The organism is Flavobacterium sp. 40-81 (genome assembly GCF_001898245.1).
In the GTDB taxonomy this organism is placed as follows: domain Bacteria; phylum Bacteroidota; class Bacteroidia; order Flavobacteriales; family Flavobacteriaceae; genus Flavobacterium; species Flavobacterium inviolabile.
On record NZ_MKTM01000020.1, the window covers coordinates 55,921 to 82,316 of the forward strand.

At 41.2% G+C, this 26,396-nt stretch carries 20 protein-coding genes; 16 read left to right on the top strand and 4 right to left on the bottom strand.

Going from position 1 to position 26,396, the window contains the following annotated elements:
* The first annotated feature begins 60 nt into the window (after positions 1 to 60).
* Positions 61 to 810, top strand: a complete 750-nt coding sequence (locus BGO42_RS06745) for a metallophosphoesterase family protein (protein WP_273246109.1) — start codon at positions 61 to 63, stop codon at positions 808 to 810.
* 8 nt (positions 811 to 818) lie between these two features.
* Here BGO42_RS06745 and BGO42_RS06750 read toward each other — a convergent pair whose 3' ends face one another.
* From BGO42_RS06750 to BGO42_RS06760, 3 genes are all read right to left on the bottom strand, one after another.
* A complete protein-coding gene (locus tag BGO42_RS06750) occupies positions 819 to 2,816 on the bottom strand; it encodes a tetratricopeptide repeat-containing sensor histidine kinase (RefSeq protein WP_273246111.1) in 1,998 nt (665 codons plus the stop codon).
* A gap of 80 nt (positions 2,817 to 2,896) precedes the next feature.
* Positions 2,897 to 3,109, bottom strand: coding sequence for a hypothetical protein (locus tag BGO42_RS06755; RefSeq protein WP_177733344.1), 213 nt, complete (start codon positions 3,107 to 3,109; stop codon positions 2,897 to 2,899).
* A 340-nt stretch (positions 3,110 to 3,449) separates the two neighbouring features.
* Positions 3,450 to 4,163 carry a LytR/AlgR family response regulator transcription factor gene (locus tag BGO42_RS06760; RefSeq protein WP_273246113.1) on the bottom strand — a complete coding sequence of 238 codons (714 nt, stop codon included), beginning with the start codon at positions 4,161 to 4,163 and terminating at the stop codon, positions 3,450 to 3,452.
* 93 nt (positions 4,164 to 4,256) lie between these two features.
* Between BGO42_RS06760 and BGO42_RS06765 the strand changes: the two genes are divergently transcribed.
* From BGO42_RS06765 to BGO42_RS06785, 5 genes are all read left to right on the top strand, one after another.
* Positions 4,257 to 4,910 (top strand): response regulator, encoded by a 654-nt coding sequence (locus tag BGO42_RS06765; protein ID WP_177733351.1) that lies wholly within the window; start codon positions 4,257 to 4,259, stop codon positions 4,908 to 4,910.
* A gap of 322 nt (positions 4,911 to 5,232) precedes the next feature.
* Positions 5,233 to 7,557, top strand: a complete 2,325-nt coding sequence (locus tag BGO42_RS06770; protein ID WP_273246116.1) for an outer membrane beta-barrel family protein — start codon at positions 5,233 to 5,235, stop codon at positions 7,555 to 7,557.
* 111 nt (positions 7,558 to 7,668) lie between these two features.
* Positions 7,669 to 7,923 carry a hypothetical protein gene (locus BGO42_RS06775; protein WP_177733355.1) on the top strand — a complete coding sequence of 85 codons (255 nt, stop codon included), beginning with the start codon at positions 7,669 to 7,671 and terminating at the stop codon, positions 7,921 to 7,923.
* 130 nt (positions 7,924 to 8,053) lie between these two features.
* Positions 8,054 to 9,379, top strand: coding sequence for a radical SAM/SPASM domain-containing protein (locus BGO42_RS06780; protein ID WP_177733357.1), 1,326 nt, complete (start codon positions 8,054 to 8,056; stop codon positions 9,377 to 9,379).
* The gene (locus BGO42_RS06785; RefSeq protein WP_273246119.1) at positions 9,351 to 11,573 is read left to right on the top strand and encodes a peptidase domain-containing ABC transporter; all 2,223 of its coding nucleotides are present in this window, start codon (positions 9,351 to 9,353) and stop codon (positions 11,571 to 11,573) included. Before BGO42_RS06780 ends, BGO42_RS06785 begins: the two co-directional genes overlap by 29 nt.
* Positions 11,574 to 11,626: 53 nt before the next feature.
* On the opposite strand, the gene BGO42_RS06790 is transcribed toward BGO42_RS06785, so the two are convergent.
* A complete protein-coding gene (locus BGO42_RS06790) occupies positions 11,627 to 12,850 on the bottom strand; it encodes a YncE family protein (RefSeq protein ID WP_273246121.1) in 1,224 nt (407 codons plus the stop codon).
* A gap of 543 nt (positions 12,851 to 13,393) precedes the next feature.
* On the opposite strand from BGO42_RS06790, the gene BGO42_RS06795 reads away from it, so the two are divergent.
* The 10 genes from BGO42_RS06795 (at position 13,394) to BGO42_RS06840 (ending at position 26,236) form a co-directional block, all read left to right on the top strand.
* On the top strand, positions 13,394 to 15,208 hold the full coding sequence (locus tag BGO42_RS06795) for a hypothetical protein (RefSeq protein ID WP_273246123.1): 1,815 nt from the start codon (positions 13,394 to 13,396) through the stop codon (positions 15,206 to 15,208).
* 29 nt (positions 15,209 to 15,237) lie between these two features.
* A complete protein-coding gene (locus BGO42_RS06800) occupies positions 15,238 to 16,347 on the top strand; it encodes a ferritin-like domain-containing protein (protein ID WP_273246124.1) in 1,110 nt (369 codons plus the stop codon).
* 28 nt (positions 16,348 to 16,375) lie between these two features.
* Positions 16,376 to 17,203, top strand: coding sequence for an EboA domain-containing protein (locus tag BGO42_RS06805; protein WP_273246126.1), 828 nt, complete (start codon positions 16,376 to 16,378; stop codon positions 17,201 to 17,203).
* Positions 17,204 to 17,234: 31 nt separating this feature from the next.
* Positions 17,235 to 18,140: a TatD family hydrolase gene (locus tag BGO42_RS06810; RefSeq protein WP_177733369.1), complete on the top strand. Its 906-nt coding sequence runs from the start codon at positions 17,235 to 17,237 to the stop codon at positions 18,138 to 18,140.
* A gap of 26 nt (positions 18,141 to 18,166) precedes the next feature.
* A complete protein-coding gene (gene eboC, locus BGO42_RS06815; protein WP_273246127.1) occupies positions 18,167 to 19,057 on the top strand; it encodes a UbiA-like protein EboC in 891 nt (296 codons plus the stop codon).
* 24 nt (positions 19,058 to 19,081) lie between these two features.
* Positions 19,082 to 20,242 (top strand): 3-dehydroquinate synthase, encoded by a 1,161-nt coding sequence (locus tag BGO42_RS06820; protein ID WP_273246129.1) that lies wholly within the window; start codon positions 19,082 to 19,084, stop codon positions 20,240 to 20,242.
* A 2-nt stretch (positions 20,243 to 20,244) separates the two neighbouring features.
* The gene (gene eboE / locus BGO42_RS06825; RefSeq protein WP_273246131.1) at positions 20,245 to 21,552 is read left to right on the top strand and encodes a metabolite traffic protein EboE; all 1,308 of its coding nucleotides are present in this window, start codon (positions 20,245 to 20,247) and stop codon (positions 21,550 to 21,552) included.
* On the top strand, positions 21,494 to 22,918 hold the full coding sequence (locus tag BGO42_RS06830) for an alkaline phosphatase family protein (protein ID WP_273246132.1): 1,425 nt from the start codon (positions 21,494 to 21,496) through the stop codon (positions 22,916 to 22,918). Before eboE ends, BGO42_RS06830 begins: the two co-directional genes overlap by 59 nt.
* Positions 22,919 to 22,928: 10 nt before the next feature.
* Positions 22,929 to 23,354, top strand: coding sequence for a VOC family protein (locus BGO42_RS06835; protein ID WP_273246134.1), 426 nt, complete (start codon positions 22,929 to 22,931; stop codon positions 23,352 to 23,354).
* A 443-nt stretch (positions 23,355 to 23,797) separates the two neighbouring features.
* Positions 23,798 to 26,236, top strand: coding sequence for a TonB-dependent receptor (locus BGO42_RS06840; protein ID WP_273246136.1), 2,439 nt, complete (start codon positions 23,798 to 23,800; stop codon positions 26,234 to 26,236).
* The last annotated feature ends 160 nt before the right edge of the window (positions 26,237 to 26,396 follow it).

The window sequence follows — 26,396 nt, forward strand, 5'->3', positions numbered from 1 at the left end:
CGCATGACAAACAATAGTAATTGCTTAAATTTGTTTATATAGAATTATACCCCGAATCCTATGAGTCTGATAGCTGTTTTTAGCGATGTTCACGGCAATCTGCCGGCACTTCGAACGGTAATGAATGATATTGAAAGCCGGAAACCGGACCAGGTATATTGCCTGGGTGATCTGGTTGATTTTGCACCATGGACAAATGAAGTGATTGCGCTGTTGAGAAATTCGCACATTCCCTGTATTATGGGGAATCACGACGAGCGCATTGCCTTTAATTATGATGTTATCCCGCTCAGCAAACACAGTGAAGCGGAAACCATGGCAAGAATTCAGGCTATTGATTATACCCGCAAAACGATTACACCGGAAAACAAACTGTTTTTAGGGAAACTACCCCGTAAAATAAGACTCACCTACACCCAGCAGGGGATCGAAAAAGACATACTGCTGGTACATGGCAGTACCAGAAGCAACGAAGAATACATTTATGAAAACCACAGCGAAGCGGACCTGTATGAAATGATGCAGCAGGAAAAAGCAGCAGTGCTGATCATGGGACATACCCATTTATCCTATATCCGCAAGATACAGCCGGAAAACGGACAACCGGAAAAGCTGGCGCTGAATTGCGGTTCTGTGGGACGTTCCAAAGAAGGCGAATCACAGGCAACTTATTTGCTGCTGCACATTGACGAGCAGACCACAACGGCAGAACTGGTCAAATTAGCCTATCCGGTAGAAGAAACCGCCGAAGGCATTATGGCGAGTGATATTCCGGAGTTTTATGCCAATTACCTGCTGTATCAGAAATAAAACGGTTGTTAAAACCGGATTTCAATAGTTGTTCCTTCTTTTATTTTTGAAACAATATTGATGGTTCCGTTTATGGCTTTCACTCTTTCGGTTATATTTTTTAAGCCCAGTCCCTGCTTTATTTTCAGCGGGTTAAATCCCTGTCCGTTGTCCCATATTCGTATAGTGGTATAGTCGCCGGTTTTCAGTACAGAGACAAAGCATTTTTCTGCCCGGGCATATTTATTGACATTTTGTATCGCCTCCTGTACAATCCTGTAAATATTGATCTTGCATTCGATGGTAATGGAAGACCAGTCAATGTATTTATCTATAATAGTGTCAAATTTTGTATTGAAATTATTCTGTTGCCCGTTAACCAGGCGGGTAAGGATTTCGGGAAGATTCCGGTCGTCAATAAGCGGGTCGTCCATTAAATTGTGGGATATTTTCCGGATTTCGGTTTCCGTTTTTTCCAGCTCCCGGATGAGCTCCGTTTTTTTACTTTCCGGCTCGGCTTGTAACTGTATCAGGTTAAAACGTGTTGTGAATACGCTGTTAATGATCCCGTCATGCAGTTCCATAGCGATACGGTTCCGCTCTTCTTTACGGGCTTTTTCCGTTTCGGCCTGCTGCGCAAAGAACAACCGGTAGATTTTTTCATTGGCCGTTTGCTGTTCCTGAAAATAATTCAATTCCTTATTTTTCATTTTTAAACGGTATATCACCAATAAGGAACCCAGGAAGAAAAAAAGCACACATGATCCAATGATAATCTTGGTGTTCTTGTCGGACAGTATCCTGTTTTCCTCTTCCACCTGTTTGGTTTCATAAGCAATCCGGGCAAAGGTGTTTTTGATCTCCCTTTCCGATTTTTTAATACTGTCATTGAACTTTATAAATCTATTGGAATAGTAAGCATTGTTTTTAGTGTCGTTTTTGATCAGTAATTTTAAAGTGGTCAACACGTCATAATTGCTTTGTATGGCGGTGGCGAGCTTATAACTTTCTTTTAAGTACTGCAAGGCTTTCAGGGTGTCTTCCTGCGCTAAAAAATATTCTCCTATTGTAATCTTTGAAGCCACTATTCCGGGTTTAATATCCAGATCTTCTCTTATTTTCAGCGATTCAAACAGTTCTTCCTTCACGTTTTTATACCCGTTGCTTTTCATTTTGGCATGTGCGGAATTATTGAGCAGCATAGCATATAGTTTAGGGTATTCTTCTTTTAAGGCTTTGGTTTTTAAACCGATATCATACAGGTCAATTGCTTTTTCCGTTTCGCCGGTTTTTTCATAAACACCGGCCATATTGTTATAAAGGGCTATCCGGGATTTAATAAGCCTGTTTTTCGGGTAACCTTTTAGCTCCAGTTTATTGAGCGTTTCCATGGCCAGGCCAAAGTAATCCAGAGCCTTTGTATAGTCGGTTAATCCTTCTAGCGACAGGGCCATCAGGTTGTAACTTTCATATTTCAGCCGGATATTATTGGTTTTGGAGAGCAACCGCAGGGCATTGACGATCTCAATTTCACTTTCCGTAAAATTTCCGGCATCATAGAGAATTCCTGCTTTATAAAGGGACGTTCTGCCGGAGTTTAAAGTATCCCTGATCCGGGCATATATTTTTTCCGATTTGGAATAATAGTAATAGGCACTGTCCAGCTGGGACTTTTCGTCATAATAGTCGCCTATATAATAAAGTGATTTTGCGAGGTGTGTGGAATCGTATTGCTGTGCTGCAAGTTTTTTTAGCTGGAAGGACAGTTTTAAAAAAGACTCCAGTTCGTCTATAGCGTAAAATCTGGAAGCCAGATTAAACTGCAGGTTGCGGTTCACTGAGTCGTTTTCATGGTTTGACAGATAGGTCAGCAGGGCATTATATTGTTTGTTCTTTAAAGAGTCGCTGCCGTCCGTATTCAATAAGGCAATCACTTTGGCACTATTGGAAATAGCCTCTTTTTTACGGGTACAGCCGATTACCAATAATGACGATAAAAATAGAATAAAGTGTATTTTTTTTCTCAAAACGCCTGCTTTAGTAACTCAAAAATAAGCTATAAAACCTACAAATTGTAATAATCTGTAGGTTTTATAACTTAAAAAAGTCAGCCTTGTGCTTTGTCTTTGTCCTTATTTCCGTTATCGGTAGCCGATGAATTTGCCTGGGTGGTATTGCCTTCATCCTTAGAAAAAAGGGAAGTATTCGTTTTCGAATCGGTACCGGTGTTTTTTTCAAAAGCTTCCAGACCATCGTCTGAGCAGGAAGAAAAACAGATAACGGTAATAACACAACCGGTGAGTAGTAATAGCTTTTTCATGTTTGTTTTGTTTTAAAGGTTAACCGGCAGGCATGTTTTTGAGTAACCAGCCGGATGCAATTGTTTTATACTCATTAATACTGTTGAGCAGCCATGAGCCGTTGGGTAGAAAAAGCAGGGAAAGTGCTGTTCCGGGCTATAGTGAATGCTGTTACCGGTATACGGTAAGGTTTCCCCATTTACTATAGCAGGTGTGATTAATCGATTTCACTAAAACAAATTAAAGCGTTAACAAGGAGTTATCCTCGGAGTTTTGACGCTATATAGTGAAACAGGGTATTTTGTGAGGAAAGCATTTGATTTGCGTGGTGTAATTTTTTATTTATTAACAGTATGTTTATTATAAATTCATTTTATTTACAATAATTTCAACGTTGTATTTGTAATGTAGTGAAAAAGGTATTGTTTCGTTATAGTTTAAAAAGCATTTGGATTTGCCGAAATTGATTCTGGAAACATGAAAAATATTGACGATATAACTTTTATGAATCCTCAGGAAGAAAAAAGGCAAACTGCTTTCAAAATGCTTTAATGTTTTATAGGCATTGACAATTTTACCATTGCACATCTGGATGTCTGTGGTATTGTTATCGGCTTTTAAGTAGACAATATCTTTCAGATCAACAAACTGGTAATCGCTGTATGATTTTATACAGATGTTGGAGAAAAGCTGATCCGGAGTTCTTTTTTCGAACTTAAAGAGCATTTTGCCAAACTCCTGTAGGGGGAATGGCTGTAACAGATAATCGGAAAATCCGGACTGAATAGCGGCTAATGTATGTGCAGAAGTACCGGAAAGGGCAACAAAGTAGGGCATCGTTGCCAGGAATTGGAAAGATTCGGATATGGTAGCGAACAGGGCTTTGTTTTGGTCAGGATTTTCTGGAATTTCAATAAAAACCAAATGGGGTTTAATCGTAATAATATGCTGTAATGTTGTTTGGCTGTCATTGAATATACCGGCACAGATATAATTCGGAAAATAGTTGAAATTTTCCTGTATTTCGGCAGTATAGCGGTTGTCGTCGTCGATAATGATATAGGAAAAACACATAATAAGCGGCTTGAATGAATATAAGCAAGCTAAAAAAGAGATCGCTCTTATTGTTGTTTAAAAACTACCATAAATGTTAAATATAATTAAGTGATGAATATTCTTATTGTGGACGATCACCCGATGACCGTAAATGGCTATATCTACTCCCTTCAAAATTTTTGTTTGTCGCAGTCCCTTACGCTCAATATCAGTAAAGCCTATACCTGCGAGGAAGCGTTCCACCTTATAAAGAACGCGAAGCATAATCCTGTAGATATTGCCATTATTGATAAAAGTTTACCGGCTTATGAAGAACAGTCAATTTATTCCGGAAGTGAACTGGCATTGTATATCCGTACCCATTTGCCACACTGTAAGATTATCATGATCACCGCTCATACAGAGGTTATTGTTGTCTATGATATTGTCAAAAAGGTCAGACCGGAAGGCCTGGTTATCAAAAATGATATCACACCGGAAAATCTTCCGGTTATTCTTAACGAAGTAATCCATGACAACCATTACCAGAGCCCGACCGTAAAGAAATGTATCGGCGAACTATGGAAAAAAGACCTGTTGGCAGACGATTATAACCGGCAGATCCTGCTGTACTTATCCAGAGGCTTTAAAATAAAAGAACTGGAAAATGTAATCTGCCTGTCTACCAGTGCCATTCAGAAGCGTATTATCCAGATGAAAAAGGCCTTTGATGTTGCCGAAGACGGCAGTTTGATTAAAGAAGCCTACTCCCAGAAATTCATTTAACCGGCTCAATTTTAACATTTCCGGTTTAAAAACTTCCTCCTTTGTTAAAGGTAGCAGACGAATGTTTCGTTATTGCTGCGGACTTATTATTTTAGATTTAAATAATTGACAATTTATTTGTTAAAAATCAGATTTAAAATCTGTTTTTATGTCTTTTGTTTGAATTGTTTTCTTGTATTTATTGTTTTTTATTGACGGTTTCCGGTGAAGTTTTCAACGGAGGTAAAATAGAACGTTACAGATGAAGTGCCATAAAATAATATTGATAATCGCCTTATTACTACCCACGATCTTATCTGCCCAGATACTAAATGTATCAGGGATGCTTGCTGATAAAACCGGTAAGCCGTATGAATTGGCAGAAATCGTATTGTATAAAAATGATTCCGTTGCAGTCGCGGTGGAATTTTCAGATGCAAACGGGAAATTCAATATTAAAGTACAGGAAGGGGATTATGCATTGGCTATAAGACAATTCGGAAAAATAGTATACAGTAGGGAATTGGTTTTAAATAAGGATACCGATTTAGGAGTTATAAACATTGAAAGCATGCAGCAATTACAGGAAATAATCGTACAGGGTAAGACCAAACTGATCGAAAGAAAAGTGGACAGGCTGGTCTTTAATGTCGAAAATTCCCAGTCGGCTGCCGGCGGGGATGCCATCGATGTTTTGAAGGTCACCCCAAATATTAATGTCCAGAACGATCAGATCAGTATAATTGGCAAAAGTACTTTGGCGGTAATGATCAATGACCGGATAATGCAGTTGTCGGGCGACGACCTGATAAACTTTCTGAAAACCATTCCGGCCGATAACATCAAAAATGTAGAGGTGATAACGACTCCGCCGGCAAAATATGATGCAGAAGGCAACAGCGGACTGATTAATATCAAGCTAAAAAAAACACCGGATAACAGCTGGAATGCCACTGTTTTTGGTGCCTATAAACAAGCGGCTTACGGTACCGGAAGTACCGGCGGAAATTTTAACTATAACAAGGATAAAATGGCATTCGTTTTAAGCACGAATTACACAAAGGGCAGTTACCGCGGAAAAGAAGAAAGCAGCATATATTATCCGGCAAAATTATGGGAAAGCAAAGGCATAGCAAAATATGAAAGTGACTTGTGGAACGGCAGGGCAGGAGTAGACTACCAGTTTACCAAAAAATGGAATATGGGGGTACAGTATATCGGAAGCTTTAACAAACCGGATATTGAAGATGATAACGAAACAAATATCATCGATGCTAATCCCGGAATTCCAAATGGCGTTATAACAACAAAAGGAAAGAATTTAAGAAAGCGGAACCTGAATACACTGAATTGGCATACCAATGTTGACCTGGATACTTTGGGCAGAAAAATCAGTGCCGATTTTGACTATCTGAATTATATTGCCGATAACGATGCCGTATTTCATTCCGATACTTATAATTCGGCACAGGCCGAAGTTCCAAACGGGAGGGTAGCCGCCAATAACCTGATTCATCAGAAGATCAATAACTATTCCGGGCAGGTTAATGTAGAACATCCTTTGCAATGGATGAACCTGAGCTACGGAACAAAACTGTCTTTTTCCAAAACAAGGAACGATGTCGCCTATTTTGATATAACTGGTAGCATCCCTCTTTTTGATACCTCACAAAGTGACCAGTTCGAATACAAAGAAAATACTCAGGCACTGTATGCTTCCGGGAATAAAAAATTTGGCAATAATAAATGGGAAACCCAGTTGGGATTACGAATGGAAAACACCCGGACAGAAGGCTATTCGATCGTACTCAATGAGAAAGTTAAAAAAGAATATACACAGTTTTTTCCAACGGCTTATATAACCTATACCCCGAATGAGCAGCATTCTTTCTCATTGAACTACAGCAAAAGGATAAACAGACCCGGATTTAATGCCCTGAACCCGTTTAAATGGTACTCCAGTCCGTATGCTTATTCGGAAGGAAATCCGTATTTACAGCCTTCTTTCTCCCACAATATTGAGGCAAATTACGGCTACAGGGATCTGCTGCAAACAACCCTGTTTTTTTCCAGGGATACCGATAATTCGGGACAGGTGGTTTTATTAAACGAAAGTGATTATACACAAAGGGTAACCAGACTGAATTATTTCGACAGCTACAGCTTCGGATTTCAGCAGGTTTACATCTTTAAAAAATTCCATTGGCTGGAAAGTCAGAATATGGTGGTCGGATATTTTCAGCATTCCGATTCAAAAATTTATCCGGTTACTCCAAGAAGTAATGAAGGTTTGGGAGGAAGTATCGGGACTTCCAATAATTTCATCTTAAATAAAGATAAAACAATCCGGGCCGGATTCGATTTGCAGTACCAGTTTCCGAACAGATCCGGCGACTTGGTCTATAATTACGGGATTACGCAGCTTAATGTATCGGCACGTTTCTCCTTTTTAGATAAAAAACTGCAACTGACAATAGTGGGGAACAATCTGCTGAAAGCCTATGATTTTAATAATAAGAGTAACCGCAACGATATAGAAGCTTATTATAAAGGATATTACGATACCCGGTACTGCAGAGTCAGTTTACTATACAAATGGGGAAGCTCGAAAGTAAATGTTGCGGAACGCCAGGTTAGTAATGAAGAAGAAAAAAACAGAACAAACTGATAACGATTATACGGAAACAAAAACAATCATAATAATTACTTGCAAGTTATCCGACTGTTCGGAGAAATAATAGACAGGAAACTATAAATTATAACAACTAAATTTTTTAACATGAAATCAAACCAACTTAAAAAATTTGATGCTACTCAATTCGAGGTGCTTCAAACAAAAGGAGAAGTTCTAAAAGGAGGATTCTCAAATGCATTAAGTACTTCTAATGCCGGTGGTATCAGTGCTAATTCATTTAATGGTTACAAATGTACTGTTACAAACAGCGGTAACTGCGTGAAAGGATGTGGAGGAACTACAACACCTACTACACCTACAACAACGACTACTGTTGCTTCCGGTATCAGCATGGGGTAATCCTTTAGCTATAGACAACTAAGGTACTGTATGGTGCCTTAGTTGTTCTTTGCTTATTGCCATAAAGGCAGCATGCAACAGTCAGGAACCTTTTCAAAACAATACAAACTGTTCGTAAAAAGTCAAGATCATGAAATACAGTCAATTTAACAGCTTGCTTCCTTATGAAGGCGATAAGTATAGTCTTTATAACTCCTTTAATAATAATGTGATCTTTTTGGATCCGGTATTAAAAGAACTGCTGGAAGCCGGAATTTCAGAAGGAATAGATAATCTGCAGGAAATATACCCGGCTTTTTATGAACATTTAATTGACAATAAATTTTTAGTCGAAGAAAGCCTTAATGAGGTTGAAGCGGTCAAAAAGATATCGACTGGAGTTGATGAAAGCTTACGGTTTTATACGTTGACAATAAACCCAACGATGAACTGTAATTTCAAATGCTATTATTGCTATGAAACGCATATAAAAAAATCAAGAATGGAGGTTGGAGAAATCCAGCGCATACAGAAGTTTATCGACAATACTGCTTCAAAAAAAGAACTGGAAGAATTTACGCTTTCTTTTTTTGGTGGAGAACCGTTGCTGTACTTCAATAGAAATGTAATCCCGGTTATTGATCATTTTTTAATCAGCTGTAAAATAAACAATAAAGCAGGCAATATAGCCTTTACAACTAACGGGTATCTGATCAATCAGGAATTTATCGATTATTTTGACTCTAAAGATATCAAATGCAGCTTACAGATAACATTGGACGGTTATCGGGAAGAACATGACAAAGTACGGTATGTCAGTAAAACAAAAGGCTCGTATTTCGAAATCATTAAAAATGTGAAACTGCTTATTCAGAATCACTTTTTTGTGACACTCCGGATCAATTATACCGATGATAATCTTGAAGATACAAATAAAATACCACTGGACTTCGCTGATGTGGCAGATGATATTAAAGAAAAATATTTAATATTTGATTTTCACAGGGTGTGGCAAAATGACCAGCTGGATGACCTGAACCTGATGCTGGATAAGAATCTTGCAGCTATCCGGGATGACGGTTTTAATGCCAAAGGGACATATTCTCCGAACAATGTGTACGATTCCTGTTATGCAGACAAGCGGAATAGCGTGGTCATTAATTATAACGGTGATATTTTTAAATGTACTGCCAGGGACTTCGAAACAGTAAACAGAGCCGGTTATATTGATGAAGAAGGAGGATTGGTCTGGGAAAATGACTATCTTGAAAGGCGAATGAGTGCCAAATTCAGGAATAAACCTTGTCTGAGCTGTAAAATTATGCCGCTATGTAACGGAGGATGCTCGCAGCATGCTATGGAGCACGGAGAAGAAGGAAACGATTACTGTATATATTATGGCGATGAAAATGAGAAAAACAAAGTAGTAAACACCAAAATACAAGACATTGTTAGGGAAAATCTTCAGGAAGCCTAAAGTAGAGTTCAGCCACCAGCTGGAAAGTACCGATTGCGGTGCTGCCTGCCTGTGCATGATTATGAGCTATTATGATAAGAAAGTTACATTATCACAGATAAAAGGACTCTTTGAATTTACACGGGTTGGCGTTTCCATTCAGGATATTATAAGAACTTCTGAAAAAATCGGACTGATATCGGTACCTTTAAAGCTAACCCAGGCAGAACTGGAACAAATTCCATTGCCTTCTATTCTGTACTGGCGGCAGGAACACTTTATTGTTTTGGAAAAAATTGAGATCCGCAAGGGGGAACGCTATTACCATCTGGCTGACCCTGCTTATGGAAGGATCATACTGGATAGCGAATCATTTATCAAGGAATGGTGCGGCAATAACGAAAAAGGAGTCGGTATCGTTTTGGAACCTTCAGATGATTTCTTAGCCTTCAGCTTTCCCAAAGAAACAAAAAAATCCATTACCGCTTCCCCGTTTTTTAAAACGGCATTGGCCTTTTTGGCTAAAAATAAAGCGAAGTATATCGGATCAATACTGTTTATCCTGATCAGTCTCGCAACGAACTTTTGTATTCCCTTTATATTCCAGCGGATAATAGACACTGGTATTACCCCAAAGGTAATAGCGGTTGTATACTATTTACTGTTGGCACAACTGGTACTGTTTGTTTCGGGCTTTATAGCTGATTTTATAAGTCATTTAATACTGACTAAAATCAACTTCCAGCTGAGTATCAGTCTGAAAAAAGACCTGCTTAGTAAATTAATGCGGTTACCGATACATTTTTTTGATACCCGTTTAAATACGGAAACCTTGCAACGACTCAATGACCAGAATAAAATTCAGAATTTTATTACCTGGAAAGGAATTGAGCTGGCTTTAAACGTCATGAACATTCTTGTGTTTGGCGCCATATTATGCTATTTCAATTTTTGGATTTTCAGCATGTATTTTTCACTTTCCATTTTGTCGGTAATCTGGGTACTGTTCTTTTTAAAGAAAAGAGCCGTACTGGAATATGCACTGTTTTTAGGACAGTCCGAAAACAGCAACAATATTTATGAATTCATCATGAATATGCCGGAAATAAAAATTAATGATGCCCAAAATAAGATTATCACCAAAATACTGACCATACAGCAAAAAATAAACCGATTGGAATTGCGGTCCCTGTTTCTGAATACCTACCAGTTAGTAGGCGTTAACTTCCTGTCCAAACTGAAAGAAATAATAGCCATAGCCATCTGTGCTATCTTTATTATTAACAACCAGATGACACTCGGAACACTGCTTAGTATAACCTATGTTATCGGGCAGTTGATCAATCCGGTCCAGAGTTTGGTCAGTTTTGTACGGGATGCCCAGGATGCCAATATTGCCAATAAACGAATAGGAGAGATCTACAATAACAGTGATGAGGATAACCAGAATAAGGAACATATCGAACACCGGATATTTCAGGAAATAAGCTTAGAAAATGTATCGTTTAAATATCCCGGTAATTTTAACAGGTTTGTCTTGGACAATATCTCTTTGCAAATTCCCAACAACTCGGTAACGGCTATTGTTGGGGCAAGCGGCAGCGGTAAGACCACATTGCTGAAACTATTACTGTCCTATTACCCGGTTTCAGACGGAATGATAACGCTGGATGAACTGAACATTAATAATGTTTATTCGAATGAATGGCGTAAAAAATGCGGGATTGTTTTACAGGACGGAACTATTTTTAGCGGAACTATTGCTGAAAATATTGCCCTGGCAGAAGAAACGATAGTTGAAGAAAAGCTTATCAATGCAGCCGGAATTGCCTGTATTTTGGAATTTATTGAAGAGCTGCCAATGGGTTTTAATACCAAAATAGGAAATGCCGGAATAGAATTAAGCGGCGGGCAAAAACAGCGAATCCTGATCGCCAGAGCGGTGTACAAGAACCCTCATTATATTTTCTTTGATGAAGCAACCAGTGCTTTGGATGCCGATAACGAAAAAAAGATCCACGACAACCTGCAGGAATTCTTTAAAGGAAAAACAGTCGTGATCATTGCACACCGTTTAAGTACGGTAAAGAATGCCGATAATATTATCGTCCTTAAAGAAGGCCAGATCGTAGAACAGGGAATCCATCAGGACCTGGTGAGCAACAGGGCAGGATATTTTAATTTAGTGAAGAACCAATTGGAATTGGGAGAATAAATACCACAAGTGCAAAAGAGAAAAACCTGTCATTAATCATGACAGGTTTTCTTTTAATGATGTAAATAATTACTCGGTCCGCCGGTACCTTCAATAGATTCCGGCAGTATGCCGTAACGTGCAGGTAAATCGACTGTTCCTAAAGTCTGTCCGGTTTGAATGTCAACAACAGTGATCGTACCGGAATTCAGGTTCGGAAGATTCAGTAAATTGTTTTGTATGGCCACAACCTCTTTTCCCGATTTCGTTTTAAAGAAAGCCATGTGATGCGCACCTTTATCGGCATTAAGCGTTTTTAAAAGCGTTAACTGTGGTAAATTACTGATATCGAATACCAGTACTTTTCCGGGCAGTCCGAAACTCACATACAAGTGTTTGTTATTATCCATATACATTTCCAAAGCCCATCCCAAACCCTGCGAAGAACCGTCGAAAGCCTTCGTAAACGCATCATATTTTCGGGTAACGGGATTATAAGGTGCCATCCAGATATCACCGCCCAGCATGGTTGTTGCCAAAGCAAATTTCGGGAACTGGCCACGCAGCAGCAGCACTTCTACCGGACTTGATAAATCGGAAGGACTGTCGGCTACCGTATAGGTTTCGATCATCTGGTAGGTATTCAGATCGATCAGCGTACAGGTATTCCCCACGCCGGTTGTTAAATCCGGATGGATTGTTGAGGTAACCATCATCAACCCTTTTTCCTCACTAACGGAAATACCGTGCGGATACATAATAAACTTGTTGGGATTGTCATTTATAGAACCGGAGATAGTCCGGATATGTTTATTGGTATAGGCATTAAAAACACCAACGCTGCCGCCTTTGGGCGTTCCGTCGCCACCCATAAAGGTCACAAAATACCGCCCGTCACTGGTAAAGAAAATATCTTCACCCACTGTATTTCCTTTGGTATCTATAGGATTGGCACTCACCAGCGTCGGAAGCCCGTTGGCATCTTCAACGGTTTTGATCTGGTAAAGATAACTGCCGCCCAAAGCCGTTGTATAAAGCCGTTGCTCAAAATAATCATAATAGATATGATGCGGTAATACGCCTTCGCCCAATTCCAGTTTACTGCTGATATGCCCGAAGTCAGCCGATTCCGGATCAAGCTCAATTACAGCCATTCCGTCTTTTCCGCCGCCTAAGTGCCGGTAATCAATAAAAAACATGGAATCGTGAGAATAAATTTCGTTACCGTCATCATGCTGGCAGCCGGATAAAAAGGCTGTGGCGACCACGACTAATGCAGGAAGTAATTTTTTTATCATGATGTTAAGATTTGGGTGAATAGTAGTAAAATATACAAAATGTGATATTTCTTTAGATAAAAATAAACAATTGTAAAATTAAAATGGTTCATTTTGCGATTATTTTTTAGTGTTAATAGATTGACTTTCAATAAAAAAAGGCTGTAAACCTGTATTCGAAACGGAAACGATTGGGGAGGATAACGTGAAAAAAAAAATAGAGCCTCACACTTGACTGTCTGTTATTACTACTGTTTTGAAGGTTTACGGCATTATGATCTGTAACTTTTTGATACTGAGCTTTTTTGGTTTGAAATACCGGTCAGGTAGAATTACGGTGTTTGTAAAAGGGGTATTTATACTTGGATAATACGCGATTCAATTGCTGAACTTTAAACGATTGAAATATTGTAATAAAGCAGATTTTTAACGGATTTATTGATTTTATTTAGAATAATTATAAATAATGTATTCTAATATTGAAGAATAGTCAATTTTAAGGTTAGGGCGATTTGTTTTTTGGGCTCGATATTTTGGAATAGCAATAACTTAACCTATCATAAAATGGCTTATTTAAATTCACCAAGATTAACTTTTGCGGGGAAGTTTCAGGCAGATCCTTCCACCGTTAACAATGATGTAAATCATTACAACAACGAAACTTTTCAACCGAGTTACCAGCAGTATGGACCCAGCGGGACAAATGGCTGGTGGAACCCGGATGGAACCGGTAACTGGCGTTTAATAGACTGCATTATTACCAGTGTGACCTATCAGGACGGAACCACTACGCATGATCCGAATATCGATCCTGTTATAGGAATGAGCATTATTGATGCAAACAGCCGTGTGGCCGGTAAGATTGTGGATCTGGATCCGCAGCAGCAGTCCGTTTCCCAGATCTGGGGAATGATTGTCAGAATCGGACAGGGGGAAACCAACTTTGTTAAAGGCGATTTTGAACCGGTTGGATTTAACGACATCTGGTGGATCAGATCGACTACTCAAAAAGGTTCCGGCGGGGCATCGGCAGCATACCAGTCGGTTATCAATAATCTGAACTGGTCGGATAATACGATCAAATCCCGTTATCTGAACGAATTAAGAGCGGTAAGTCCGGAGCAGTTGTCCATGAAATTTACCGTAGACATGTTTGACCAGCAAAAATGTTCTGCGCAATTTACTATCGGAAGAATTGTCGGAAGTATCGGGCCGTCTAAAGTATCAGAACCGAAACATTTTGTCATGGGTCGTCAGTTCATTCCGGACATGGTTTGTATGGGAGGAAGCTACCTGCCGTCAAATACAGTAGGACTATATGTGGCTACTGCTTTGGTTCAGGAAGCGACACAACAGATCATACTGGATTTAGGAAACTGTTTAAAAACATCCGGAGCAAACGGGATGATTTCCGAAGACCGTAACCTGGTGTTGGCAGTAAACAGAGGCGATCAGGATTATGTACTGCTGGGTCCCCTTAAATATAAAGCAAAAAACTGGTATGAGAAAAGAGGAGGACTGGTAACGTTAAGACTGAACGAAGAACTGATACATTTAGCCCAGGAATTCCCGTTAACAATAGCAAACCTGCTACCGGACGGAAGCCTGCAGCCGTTAATCAATGAAACCACTCATTATGTCCGTGCCGACCAGTTTGTTTTCCGTATGAATGCCGATGAGGATAGAGACATCGATTTCTATGCAACCTATCTGGGGAAACCTTTAGCCGATCAGGCCGTGATTTGCCAGTTCCAGGAAAGCCTGATCAATATCATGGGACAGGGAGACGGAACACCGGCAACGGCAACACCTAATATCCTGCAATTTGAATCCAATGTTGTAACCGATTACTCAGGTAAAGCCGTTCTGAATGTAAAAGCTTCAGATCCTAAAAACCCGAGAGGATTTATTGACGGACAGGTATATGCCTTATGGTATTATCTGAACAGACAGCCAACAGCCGATTTCAGTTTTACAGTGGATGCCAGCGGAAATCCTGTTGTACTGCCGTTAACCTTATCCGGAATTGATCCGACTAATTTTATCAGTATCCTGGTTTTTGACAGCCTGCCTCCGGAAGTAATTAAAAATCCGGATTGGGATAAAGACGTACAGCCGGTTATGCAGCAGTATGCCAACTTATATCCGCTAATGTCAAAAGGAGTCTTTAACCTGGCGAACAAAGAAGTGGTCGACAACAATGCTCAGATATTACGTTTTGTGTTTGCCTTACCGAAAGAAGATCCGAACCACATGCCGGTTACCCGTGACCTTTCCAGAGACAAACAAAAAATGATATTGAACTACCTGGACGGAATACTATCGAAAAACAAAGCAGGAGCGCCGGAAGCCATGGCAACTATTGCGGAAAACAACTAAACCATACCAACCTACAAAAACAAAAACAAATGATTTATCTTAAAAATATAAAACTGGAAACCATACAGGACCTTAGAGGGGCACTGCAAACGGCAATCGAACTGGAACACGCGACCATTCCACCGTATTTAACAGCAATGTTTACGCTGTATAATACCGGTAATGATGAGATCAGTAACCTGATCGGATCTGTGGTCAAAGAAGAAATGCTGCACATGTCTATCGCCTGTAATGTATTGAATGCTATAGGCGGAAACCCGGTTATCAACAAACCGGGTTTTATCCCGACCTATCCGGGACCGCTTCCGGGAGGTGTGGAAACCGGGCTGATAGTTCCGATCGCTAAATTTTCCAAAAAACTTATTAAAAAGGTTTTTATGATGATCGAGGAACCGGAAACGATTATCCCTATCGAATTAATGAGAGCCGATGCCGAGAAAATTACGATCGGGAAGTTCTATGAAAAAATAAAAGGTCAGATTGATATCCTGGAAACAGCGGCTAATGCTGTAGGGAAGACCATCTTCACCGGTGATCCGTCCTATCAGATGACCAATGAAAAATGGTTCCCGGCCCAGGAATTATTCCCGATTACCAACAAAGAATCGGCATTCAGAGGCATTGACCTGATAGTCGATCAGGGAGAAGGAACCAGTACCGATCCTTTTGTTAAAGAAAGTGATCTTGGTACCGGCGAACCGGAAGAACCGGCACACTACTATCGTTTTGAAGAGATTTATAAAGGTAAAAGACTGGTTCAGAATCCGGACCCGGCGGGCGAGCCAAAATATTCGTATTCCGGGGCACCGATACCTTACAATACCGCATTAATCCCGAACATGACCATGAATCCGAAAATGAACGATTATCCGGTAAATACCGTGGCCTATACAAACAGTAAGTTCTTTAACTATACCTATACAAACCTGCTGAACAGCCTGCACATCACTTTTAACGGAGAACCGGACAAGATTGATGCTGCTATGGGATTAATGTATTCCTTACGACTGTATGCATTAAAACTGTTACAGACACCGGATCCGAATAACCCGGGATTTGTAGCCGGACCAAGCTATGAATATGTTACCGACGACAGCCTGAGCCTTACCGAAAAGGCCAAGCTGATGGAAACCGTGTAAATGTTTAACCAAATGACCCATACATAAAATGTATAAAACAGCAGAAATTACCGCGCAGCAACTGTTGCAGGAAACCTTAATGGCTAACCTGCCTGAAGCCGAATGGAACTGGTTTACTACAAATATAATTGCAAAGAACGGGAATGAACTGGCACACCAGTTCATTCCTTTATTTAGTTTGATTCCCAGATTCATTACAGCAGGAACACCCCAATTCAGCCCGGAAACAGTGAGCGGACTGGAAAAATTATATCCCGGATTTTCACAATCCGGATGGAACATACAGCAGCTATGCCGAATCGTGTTGATGCTGAAACTTCCGCCAGATCAGAATGAAGCAATCTTAAAAAAACTATTTGAAACCGCAGACATCAAAGAACTGGTCATCCTGTATAAAGGTTTGTACTTCCTGGAAAACGCAGACGATTTTGTTTTGCGCATGCAGGAAGGAATCCGGACCAATATGACGGATGTCTTTGAAGCCATTGCCCTGCACAATCCGTATGCCTATCTGTATTTGTCGGAAGATGCCTGGAACCAGCTGGTACTAAAGGCTGTTTTTACCGGAAGACCACTGTTCAAAATATACGGACTGGATCAGCGTGCCAATGAAAGATTAGCACTGATATTGCACGGTTATATCCAGGAACGCTGGTCGGCAGGAAGAACCGTTTCACCGGAAATATGGAGAGGAATCACCGGCTTTGTCAATGACGAAATAGCTGCCGATCTGAACAAAATGATCGAAACCGGAACATTTTTAGAACAGGAAGCAGCTATAAAAGCCTTAAAAGGATCCTGCAAATCCTGGAACGAGATCGGAGCGGCCTACCTGATTCAGACAACACAGACCTAAACACAATTATTAATAACTAAAACAAACAACGATGTATTTTATAGACCCACATATTCACATGGTATCCCGCACAACGGACGATTACCAGGCCATGCGCGCAGCTGGTATAGTAGCTGTTATTGAACCGGCTTTCTGGCTGGGACAACCCAGAACTGAAGCAGGCTCTTTTAAAGATTATTTCAGTACCCTTATCGGATGGGAACGATTCCGTGCTTCCCAGTTTGGCATCAAACATTATTGCACGATGGGACTGAACTCCAAAGAAGCCAATAATGAAGCGCTGGCAGAGCAGGTTATGGAATTGCTGCCGCTGTTTGCCGGAAAAGAAGGCGTAGTAGCCATAGGCGAAATTGGTTATGACGATCAGACTCCGGCAGAAGATAAATATTTCAGACAGCAGATTGAAATTGCCTTACAATTCAATTTACCGGTCATGGTACACACGCCGCACCGGGATAAAATAAACGGAACCATCCGCAGTATGGATGTACTGGAAGAACACGGAATACCACCACACATGGTCGTTATTGACCACAACAACGAAGAAACGGTAAAACATGTACTGGACAGAGGATACTGGACCGCTTTTACCATTTATCCCAACACAAAAATGGGAAATGAACGAATGGTGGAAATCGTAAAACAATATGGCTCGGAAAGAATCATTGTGGACAGCTCGGCAGACTGGGGCGTGAGTGATCCGCTATCGGTTCCGAAAACGGCCGCTTTAATGCTTGAACGCGGGATTGCCAAAGAAGATGTACACCTTACCTGCTATAAAAATGCTTTAACGGCCTATTCGCAAAGCGGGCAGATGAAAGAAGAAGACTGGAAAAAAGAAATGACTGTGGAACAGGCAGCCCTTTTTGACGGAAGCGGAATATTGCGCGGACAGGAAGCCAAAGTGATCTCCTATTCCAATATTATTGACAATTAATCACCTGTGCCAATACCCGATACAAGATGAAAATACAGTACTATTTAACACTGATGCGTCCGGCTAATATTGTTACTGCCATTTCGGATATACTGGGTGGTGTGGCGATTTCCGGTTTTTTTGTAAGTACCGATTGGAACGCGGCAGCACTGGGAAATATTGGTCTGCTGACGTTGTCCACTATAGGACTCTACGGAGGCGGAATCGTTTTTAATGATATTTTTGATTTGAAAGAGGACTGCAAAAAACGCCCGGAACGCATCTTGCCCAGCGGAAAAGTAGCCTATGAAGAAGCCATACAATTTGGCGTGCTGCTTTTCACAATCGGTATCGCTGCGGCTATAATGGTTTCCCTTTTAAGCGGACTGCTGGCCCTGATCATAACACTATTGGCACTCACCTATAATAAAATAGCCAAACACTACCAGTTTTTCGGTCCCCTGAATATGGGGCTTTGCCGCGGGGCTAACCTGCTGCTGGGAATGAGCATACTTCCCGGGACGATGTTCCGGGATTGGTATATCATTATCATACCGATTATATTCATTGCAGCCATAACCCTGACAGCCCGGAAAGAAGTTAGCGGAAACAACAAAACAGCGATACTGATGGCCATGCTGCTGGATGCTGTTGTGGTCCTGCTGTTTATAGGGATCAGCCGTTACAGCGACCTTAACCTGGCGGTAACCGCACCGTTTTTAATCCTTTGGTATGGGGTGAACTTTTTAGCAAAATACAAAGCTTACCGCTATAACGAGTCGAATTGGATTAAAAGAGCCGTAAAAACGGGAGTGCTTTCGCTCATACTTTTAAATGCGTGTTATATCGCCGGCTTTGCCAATTGGAACTACGCCGTTCCGGTATTGATTTTATTGCCTTTTTCGGTTGTTTTAGCGAAGAAATTTGCCGTAACCTGATTTTTAACCCAAATATTATAACCCATGTATAAAGCCCAAACCATTCAACAGCACTTTCAGGTTGATTATAGCTATAAGGTTGTTTTTACCCGAAATGTTTTTAACGAAACGAACACAGCACTAAAAAATATCATCAACAACGATAACGCCAAAATAGTGGTGGTTATCGAAAGAGATATCGCCGTTTACCATCCGGGAATCATTAACGATATTGCCGGATACTTTCAGATGGATACTGTGGAAAGCAGTATTTTGATCGTGAAAGGCGGCGAAAGTATTAAAAACGATACCCGTGCCACCGAAGAAATATTACAGCTGATCCACAACAACCAGGTGGATCGCCATTCCTATTTAATTGTTGTTGGCGGCGGTGCAGTACTTGACGCTGCCGGCTATGCTGCTGCAATTGCCCATCGCGGTATCCGTTTAATCCGTATTCCTACAACGGTTCTGTCACAGAACGATTCGGGCGTTGGAGTAAAAACCAGCGTGAACTACTTTGGAAAGAAAAACTTTTTAGGTACTTTTTCTCCGCCCTATGCGGTGATCAATGATTCCGTTTTTCTGGAAACGCTCGATGAAAGAAACTGGCGTTCCGGTATAGCCGAAGCCATAAAAGTTGCCCTGATAAAAGACGCTGTTTTTTTTAACTGGATAACCGAAAACAGTAGGGCACTGAATGACCGCAATATGGAAATAATGGAGCAGCTGATTTTCCGTTGTGCCCAATTGCACCTGGAACATATCGGAACGGCCGGTGACCCTTTCGAAAAAGGATCCTCACGTCCGCTTGATTTCGGGCACTGGGCGGCTCACAAACTGGAATACCTTTCCGGTTACCAGGTACTGCACGGAGAAGCGGTAGCGGTAGGAGTAGCAATGGACGCGGTATATTCCCGACTGTCAGGACGTCTGGATGGTACCGATTTACAGCGCATTTTAAACGTTTTAACCACATTGGGATTTGAGATTTTTCATCCGCTGCTATTGCAGGAAACCACTATGGAGATCAATCCGGCATTAGTAAAAGGATTGGAAGAATTCAGAGAACATCTGGGAGGAGAACTCACAGTCATGCTGTTAAGAAATATCGGGACAGGGGAGGAAGTACACCACCTGAACAAAAATATTCTTTCGGAGGCTGTTCAGTATTTAGCAAAATCGAATGTTTTAATTCAGGAATAGGAATGAAAATCAGGAATGAAGCTCATTTGAGCTATTGCACTAACATTCACCCGGGAGAATCCTGGGAAGAAGTGTTTGCCAGCTTAAAACAATACACGCTGGCAGTAAAGGAAAAAATGGCTCCCGAAACCGATTTTGGTATCGGATTACGACTTTCCTACGAAAGTGCGGTGACTTTGTCGCAGGCAGAAAATTGCAGCGCCTTTAAAAACTGGCTGGACGAAAATAAAACCTATGTTTTTACCATTAACGGCTTTCCGTATGGTAATTTCCACGGACAGCAGGTAAAAGATCAGGTTCATGCTCCGGACTGGCTAAGCCATGAAAGAGTGAACTATACCTGCATGCTGTTTGACTTGCTGGCACAATTGCTGCCCAAAGGCATGGAAGGCGGTATTTCCACCTCGCCGCTATCTTATAAATACTGGTATGCCATTGAGGAGGATCGTGACCTTGCCAAAAAGAAAAGCTGTGAGCATCTGGTTGCGGTAGTACTTCACCTGGTGCAGCTAAACAAGTGGACCGGAAAGAAAATGCACCTCGATATAGAACCGGAACCGGATGGATTGCTGGAAAATACCGATGATTTTATTGATTTTTTCCAGAATTATCTTTTAAAAGACGGTGTGATTGCCCTGATCAGACAACTGAAATGTACCGGAGCGGAAGCCCGGCATTACATCCGGGAACACCTGCAGCTTTGTTATGATGTCTGCCATTTTGCGGTAGCTTTTGAAAAACCGGAAACGGTGATTCAGAAAATGGCGGACAGCCGGATAAAAATCGGCAAGCTGCAAATCAGTGCTGCCTTGCGCTGTCCGGTTACGGATGAGGTGACAACAGCAGAATTGTGCCGGCGTTTAAACCAGTTCAACGAGCCGGTTTACCTGCATCAGGCGGTACTCAGAACAAAATCGGGCGCGTTGTTAAAATACCCCGATTTACAACAGGGAATCGAGGCGATGCAGCAGCATGATCCGGAAGAATTGCGTACCCATTTTCACGTACCCATATTCCTGCCGGATTATCAGGGACTGTATTCCACCCAGGAAGATATTGTTACCGCTCTGGAAATATGGACGAAACAGCCGTATACCGCACATCTGGAAGTGGAAACCTATACCTGGGATGTTTTGCCCTCACAGCTTCAGATGGATCTAACAGACGCTATTCAACGTGAATTAGCGTGGGTTCTGCACTGTATTGAACACAAAAAAGAAAACCAAAAACCACCCGTTAAAGGAATTAAATATGCAGCAAACAGCAGTCATAAACATAGTAGGACTCACTTCCGGGTTATTAAAGGATAAGGACCTTTTTCTGAGTAAATGGCTAAGCAAAAAAGGACAGCTCAGCACGATTGAGCCCGTTTTTCCGGCGCTCACCTGTACGGTTCAGGCAACGTATCTGACCGGTAAGCACCCTGCCGGACACGGTATCGTGGGGAACGGCTGGTACTTTAGGGATGAAGCCGAAGTGAAATTATGGAAACAGTCCAACAAACTGGTACAGGCTCCTAAAATCTGGGACATGGCAAAAGCCCTGAATCCGGAATTTACCTGTGCGAACATGTTCTGGTGGTACAATATGTATTCCGGAGCGGACTTTTCGGTTACACCGCGACCGCAGTATTGGGCCGACGGGCAGAAGAAACCCGATTGCTACAGTCAGCCGGCCTATCTCAGGGATCAGTTACAGCAGGAACTGGGAACATTTCCCTTATTTGATTTCTGGGGACCAAAAACAACCATAAAATCCAGTAAGTGGATCGCCGATGCTTCTAAACTGGTACACCAATGGCAAAATCCGACCCTTATGCTTGTTTACCTGCCGCATCTGGATTACTGCTGTCAGAAGTTTGCGCCCGGTTCACCGGAAATACAAAAGGATTTAAAAGAAATTGATGCCGTTTGTGAAGACCTGATCGGTTTCTTTGAAGCCAGGGGAGTAACCCCTATAGTGGTTTCGGAATACGGGATCACACCGGTAAACCACCCGATCCATATTAACAGGATATTACGCGACAGCGGCTATATTACCATACGGGAAGAAAGAGGACTGGAGCTGCTGGATGCCGGTCAGTCATTGGCATTTGCCCTTGCCGATCACCAGATCGCCCATGTGTATGTGCGCAATCCCGAAAAGATTAATGTAGTCAAAACCATACTGGAACAGGTTCCCGGTATCGAACTTGTTCTGGACGAAGCCGGCAAAAAAGAGTATAACATTAACCACGAACGCGCCGGAGAATTGATCTGTATAGCCGATAAAAACAGCTGGTTTACCTATTATTACTGGAAAGATGATAACAGGGCTCCGGATTTTGCCCGGACGGTCGATATTCATAAAAAACCGGGCTATGATCCCGTGGAAATGTTTCTGGATCCGCATAAAAAAATGATGCTGCCCAGAATTGCCCTGAAACTGCTGCGTAAAAAATTAGGTTTCCGCACCCTGATGGATGTTATTGCACTGGATGCCGGTCTTGTAAAAGGATCACACGGAAGAATAGCCGTTGAAGATACCGATAAACCATTGCTGATAAGTCCGCTGGATACTGCCCAAAAAATAAACGCAACAGAAGTGTGCCCGATTATTCTGAACGCAATTTTCGGAGAACAGGCATCCGGTAAAACGGAACCGGCAATTATGGAACAAATACCAATAACCAGTTAAATTTACCATTATGGACTTCACAGACATGATTCAGACCAACCAGGTGGTCATTAAATTATCGGTAAGCAACGTACCGGTAGCGCAAAAGTTTTATACCGAAAAATTAGGTTTTAAAGTGGTACCGGACTACACCATTAACAAAGGCGGTACCTATGAAAAAGATTCCTATATACAGCTCACAAACGAAGGAATGGAACACAAAGTTGCTTTGGGATTGTATAAGGATATTGACGAACCGCTGCAGCCGGAAGATACCGGAACCGCACCTACTTTTATCGTAAAAGACATTGATTCGGTTCGCCAATATTTGCTTTCGGAAGGTGTTGACGTTAGTGATATTGTTGAAAATACTTCCGACAAAGGTTATATTGACCGCTTCGCTTTCTTTTCGGATCCTGATAACAATACCTTGGCAATCCGCCAGAATATGAATTAAAAAGACATTTTGAATTAAAAAAACACGTTACCGGATAAAATCCGGTAACGTGTTTTTTTATGGATCAATTAGTAATTAAAGTGTTGTAAAACAATACTTCCTGTTGAAATTAAACGGTACATGACTGCAATTAGCAGCTATAGCATTTCCGGAATAATTTCAGATACCTTTGTCATTGTGAAATCCGGATATCAGGATTAAAATGACAAGAAAAAATAGAGAAATAATTTTTTTTGTCATAACGAGCGTTGATTTGGGATTAAAAATCAGATCCTTATATAGCTTATAGAAAATAGTGGCTGTTAAGAAATCTAAAACTATCGCTTTATAGTACATTAGACTGCCAATGCTTTAAAAGGTTTAACCGAAACTTTAACGCTGATATTATTTTTATTTAGTCTAAATAGGTGTATTTTTGCTCCCGATTATATAAAGCCTATATCGTGAAACAAATTTTTACCCTTCTGCTGATATTGCTCATCCAGTATCAGGTTACCGCCCAGAATACTTCCAATACCGAACTAAACGGAAATGTCCTTAACAATAACCTTCCCCTTGAATTTGTCACGGTAGCACTACTGGATAGTGATACCCGGAAAATAATTAGCAGTACGATTACCGATACAAACGGTAACTATACTTTTGCGGCAGTGGCACCCGGCGATTATATCGTAACGGCAAGCTTTATCGGTTACAGCACTTCCGGATCGGAACGCATCACGATCCATTCCGGTGACCGGAATAAAACAATAGCCGCCATAGTATTAAAGGAAGATAAAACACTGCTCAATGAAGTCGTGGTAGAAGCCACGGTAAAGAAACCTTTGATACAGCTGCAATCGGATAAGATTGTGATGAACATTGAAAACAGTGCCTTATCAGAAGGGAATACGGCTTTGGAACTACTCGAAAAAGCACCGGGAGTTATAGTGGATAATGACGGAAACATCAGCCTGAGAGGAAAGCAGGGAGTGACGATCATGATTAATGATAAGAAAACATATTTATCCCAGCAGCAGCTGACCAATCTGCTAAAAGGAACGGCTTCTTCTTCGGTAGGAACGATTGAGGTGATTACCAATCCTTCTGCCAAATATGATGCAGCCGGAAATGCCGGAGTCATTAATATCAAACTAAAGAAAAACAACAAATCCGGATTTAACGGATCGGTAAACGGCAATTACGGCAGGGGACGTAAAAACCGGTTTGGCAGCGGATTAAACCTGAATTATAAAGCCAGTAAATACAATTTTTATGGTAGCTACGACCAGTATTACCGCGGGGAAAGCGAAACATTCACTTTCGAACGAAAATTTTATACCGACGGGAACCGTCAGCAGCTCGACAAAATCTCGAATCAGTACAGTGTGACCGACGAACCTTTAAAAACCAACAACTTTAAAGCCGGGGTAGAGTATGATCTTTCCGAAAATACCTTTATCGGTTTTAGCCTTACGGGCGATGTGGGAAGCTATACCAGCAACAGTATGTCCGAAAATAAAGTACGATCAGCAGCCAGCGAGTTGCTTTCCGATGCGCTGACAAACAATCACAACCATTCCAAATGGAACAGCCTGAGTTATAACGGAAGTTTTTTACATAAATTCAACCAGGGCAAGCAGGAAATCAGTGCCGATCTGGATTACACCCATTCCCGTTTCCGGGACAATGCGCTTCTGGAAACCCAATTCAATCCTACAGCCAGCCAGAATGCTTATCTGTCGACCCGCAGGGGAATGACCCCTTCGTCGACTACTATTTTTGTAGCCAAAGCCGATTATATTTATCGCGTCAAAGAAAAATTAAGCTTTGAAGGCGGATGGAAGAGCAGTTTTGTAAAATCGGACAACGATGTGCAATACGATACAATTGCGGCCGGTAACTGGACGATTGACAAAGGAACGACCAACCATTTTATTTATAAAGAGCAGATCCATGCCGGTTATGTCAATTACAAGCAAAGTTTCCGCTTTATGGAAGTTCAGGCAGGGCTGAGAGCGGAATATACACATGCGGAAGGAAACCAGGTAACGCTGAACTCCGTTGTTAAAAGAGATTATGTACAGCTGTTCCCGAGCCTGTTCCTAAAGAAAAACATCGGCGAGCGTCATGCCGTACAACTGTCATACAGCAGAAGGATTGACCGTCCGGATTATTACGACCTGAACCCGTTCCGTTTTTTCAGGGATGCATTTATTTTCTATGAAGGAAATCCATACCTGCAGCCGGAGCTGACCCATTCTGTGGAAGGTGGTTATTCCTTTTTGAGCAAGCACATGATTAACTTTTTCTACAGCAGTACCGATGATGTGATTGTTGATGCGATTACGCAGATAGACAATAGCAATACCACCATACTGCGTTCGGAAAACCTGAGCAAAAGAAAGAATTACGGATTCAGCCTTACGTCTGCTGTAAAAATAAGCCGTTGGTGGGATGCGAACACCTTTGTGAATGTCTATAAAAATGAATTCAGCGGTGAGCAAAACGAAACGGCTGTAGCCACGGGCATCTGGAGCTATACCGTCAATTCCCAGCACAGTATGAAATTTAAACAGGGATTATCGGCCGAATTCAGTTTCCAGTACAACTCCAGATCCATTTACAGCACTTTCGAACGAAAAGACTTTTTTGTGGTATCCACAGGATTGCAAAAAAAGATACTGGACAACAAGGCAACAGTGAAAGTAGCGGTAAACGATATCTTTAAAAGCCGACGTTTCTACAGAACCATGCAGTTTAACAATATCGACATGAAAGAGAATATCAATCTCGACAGCCGTATTCTAAACGTTTCATTTACGTATAATTTCGGAGATCAGAGCAATGCCGCCCGAAAAATAAACAAGGAAGAGGACGATACGAAAAAAAGAATGAAATAGTAACCAACCGGAATTTGAATACAAACTATTTCAATAGCGAACCATTATAAAGGGTTCGCTATTTTTTTGTGGGATACCTCATACCAATAACCGGAACAACAGCATTGTTTTTAGTATATTTGAATAGGACAAATTGAGTTACGGACGCATTCACACAATC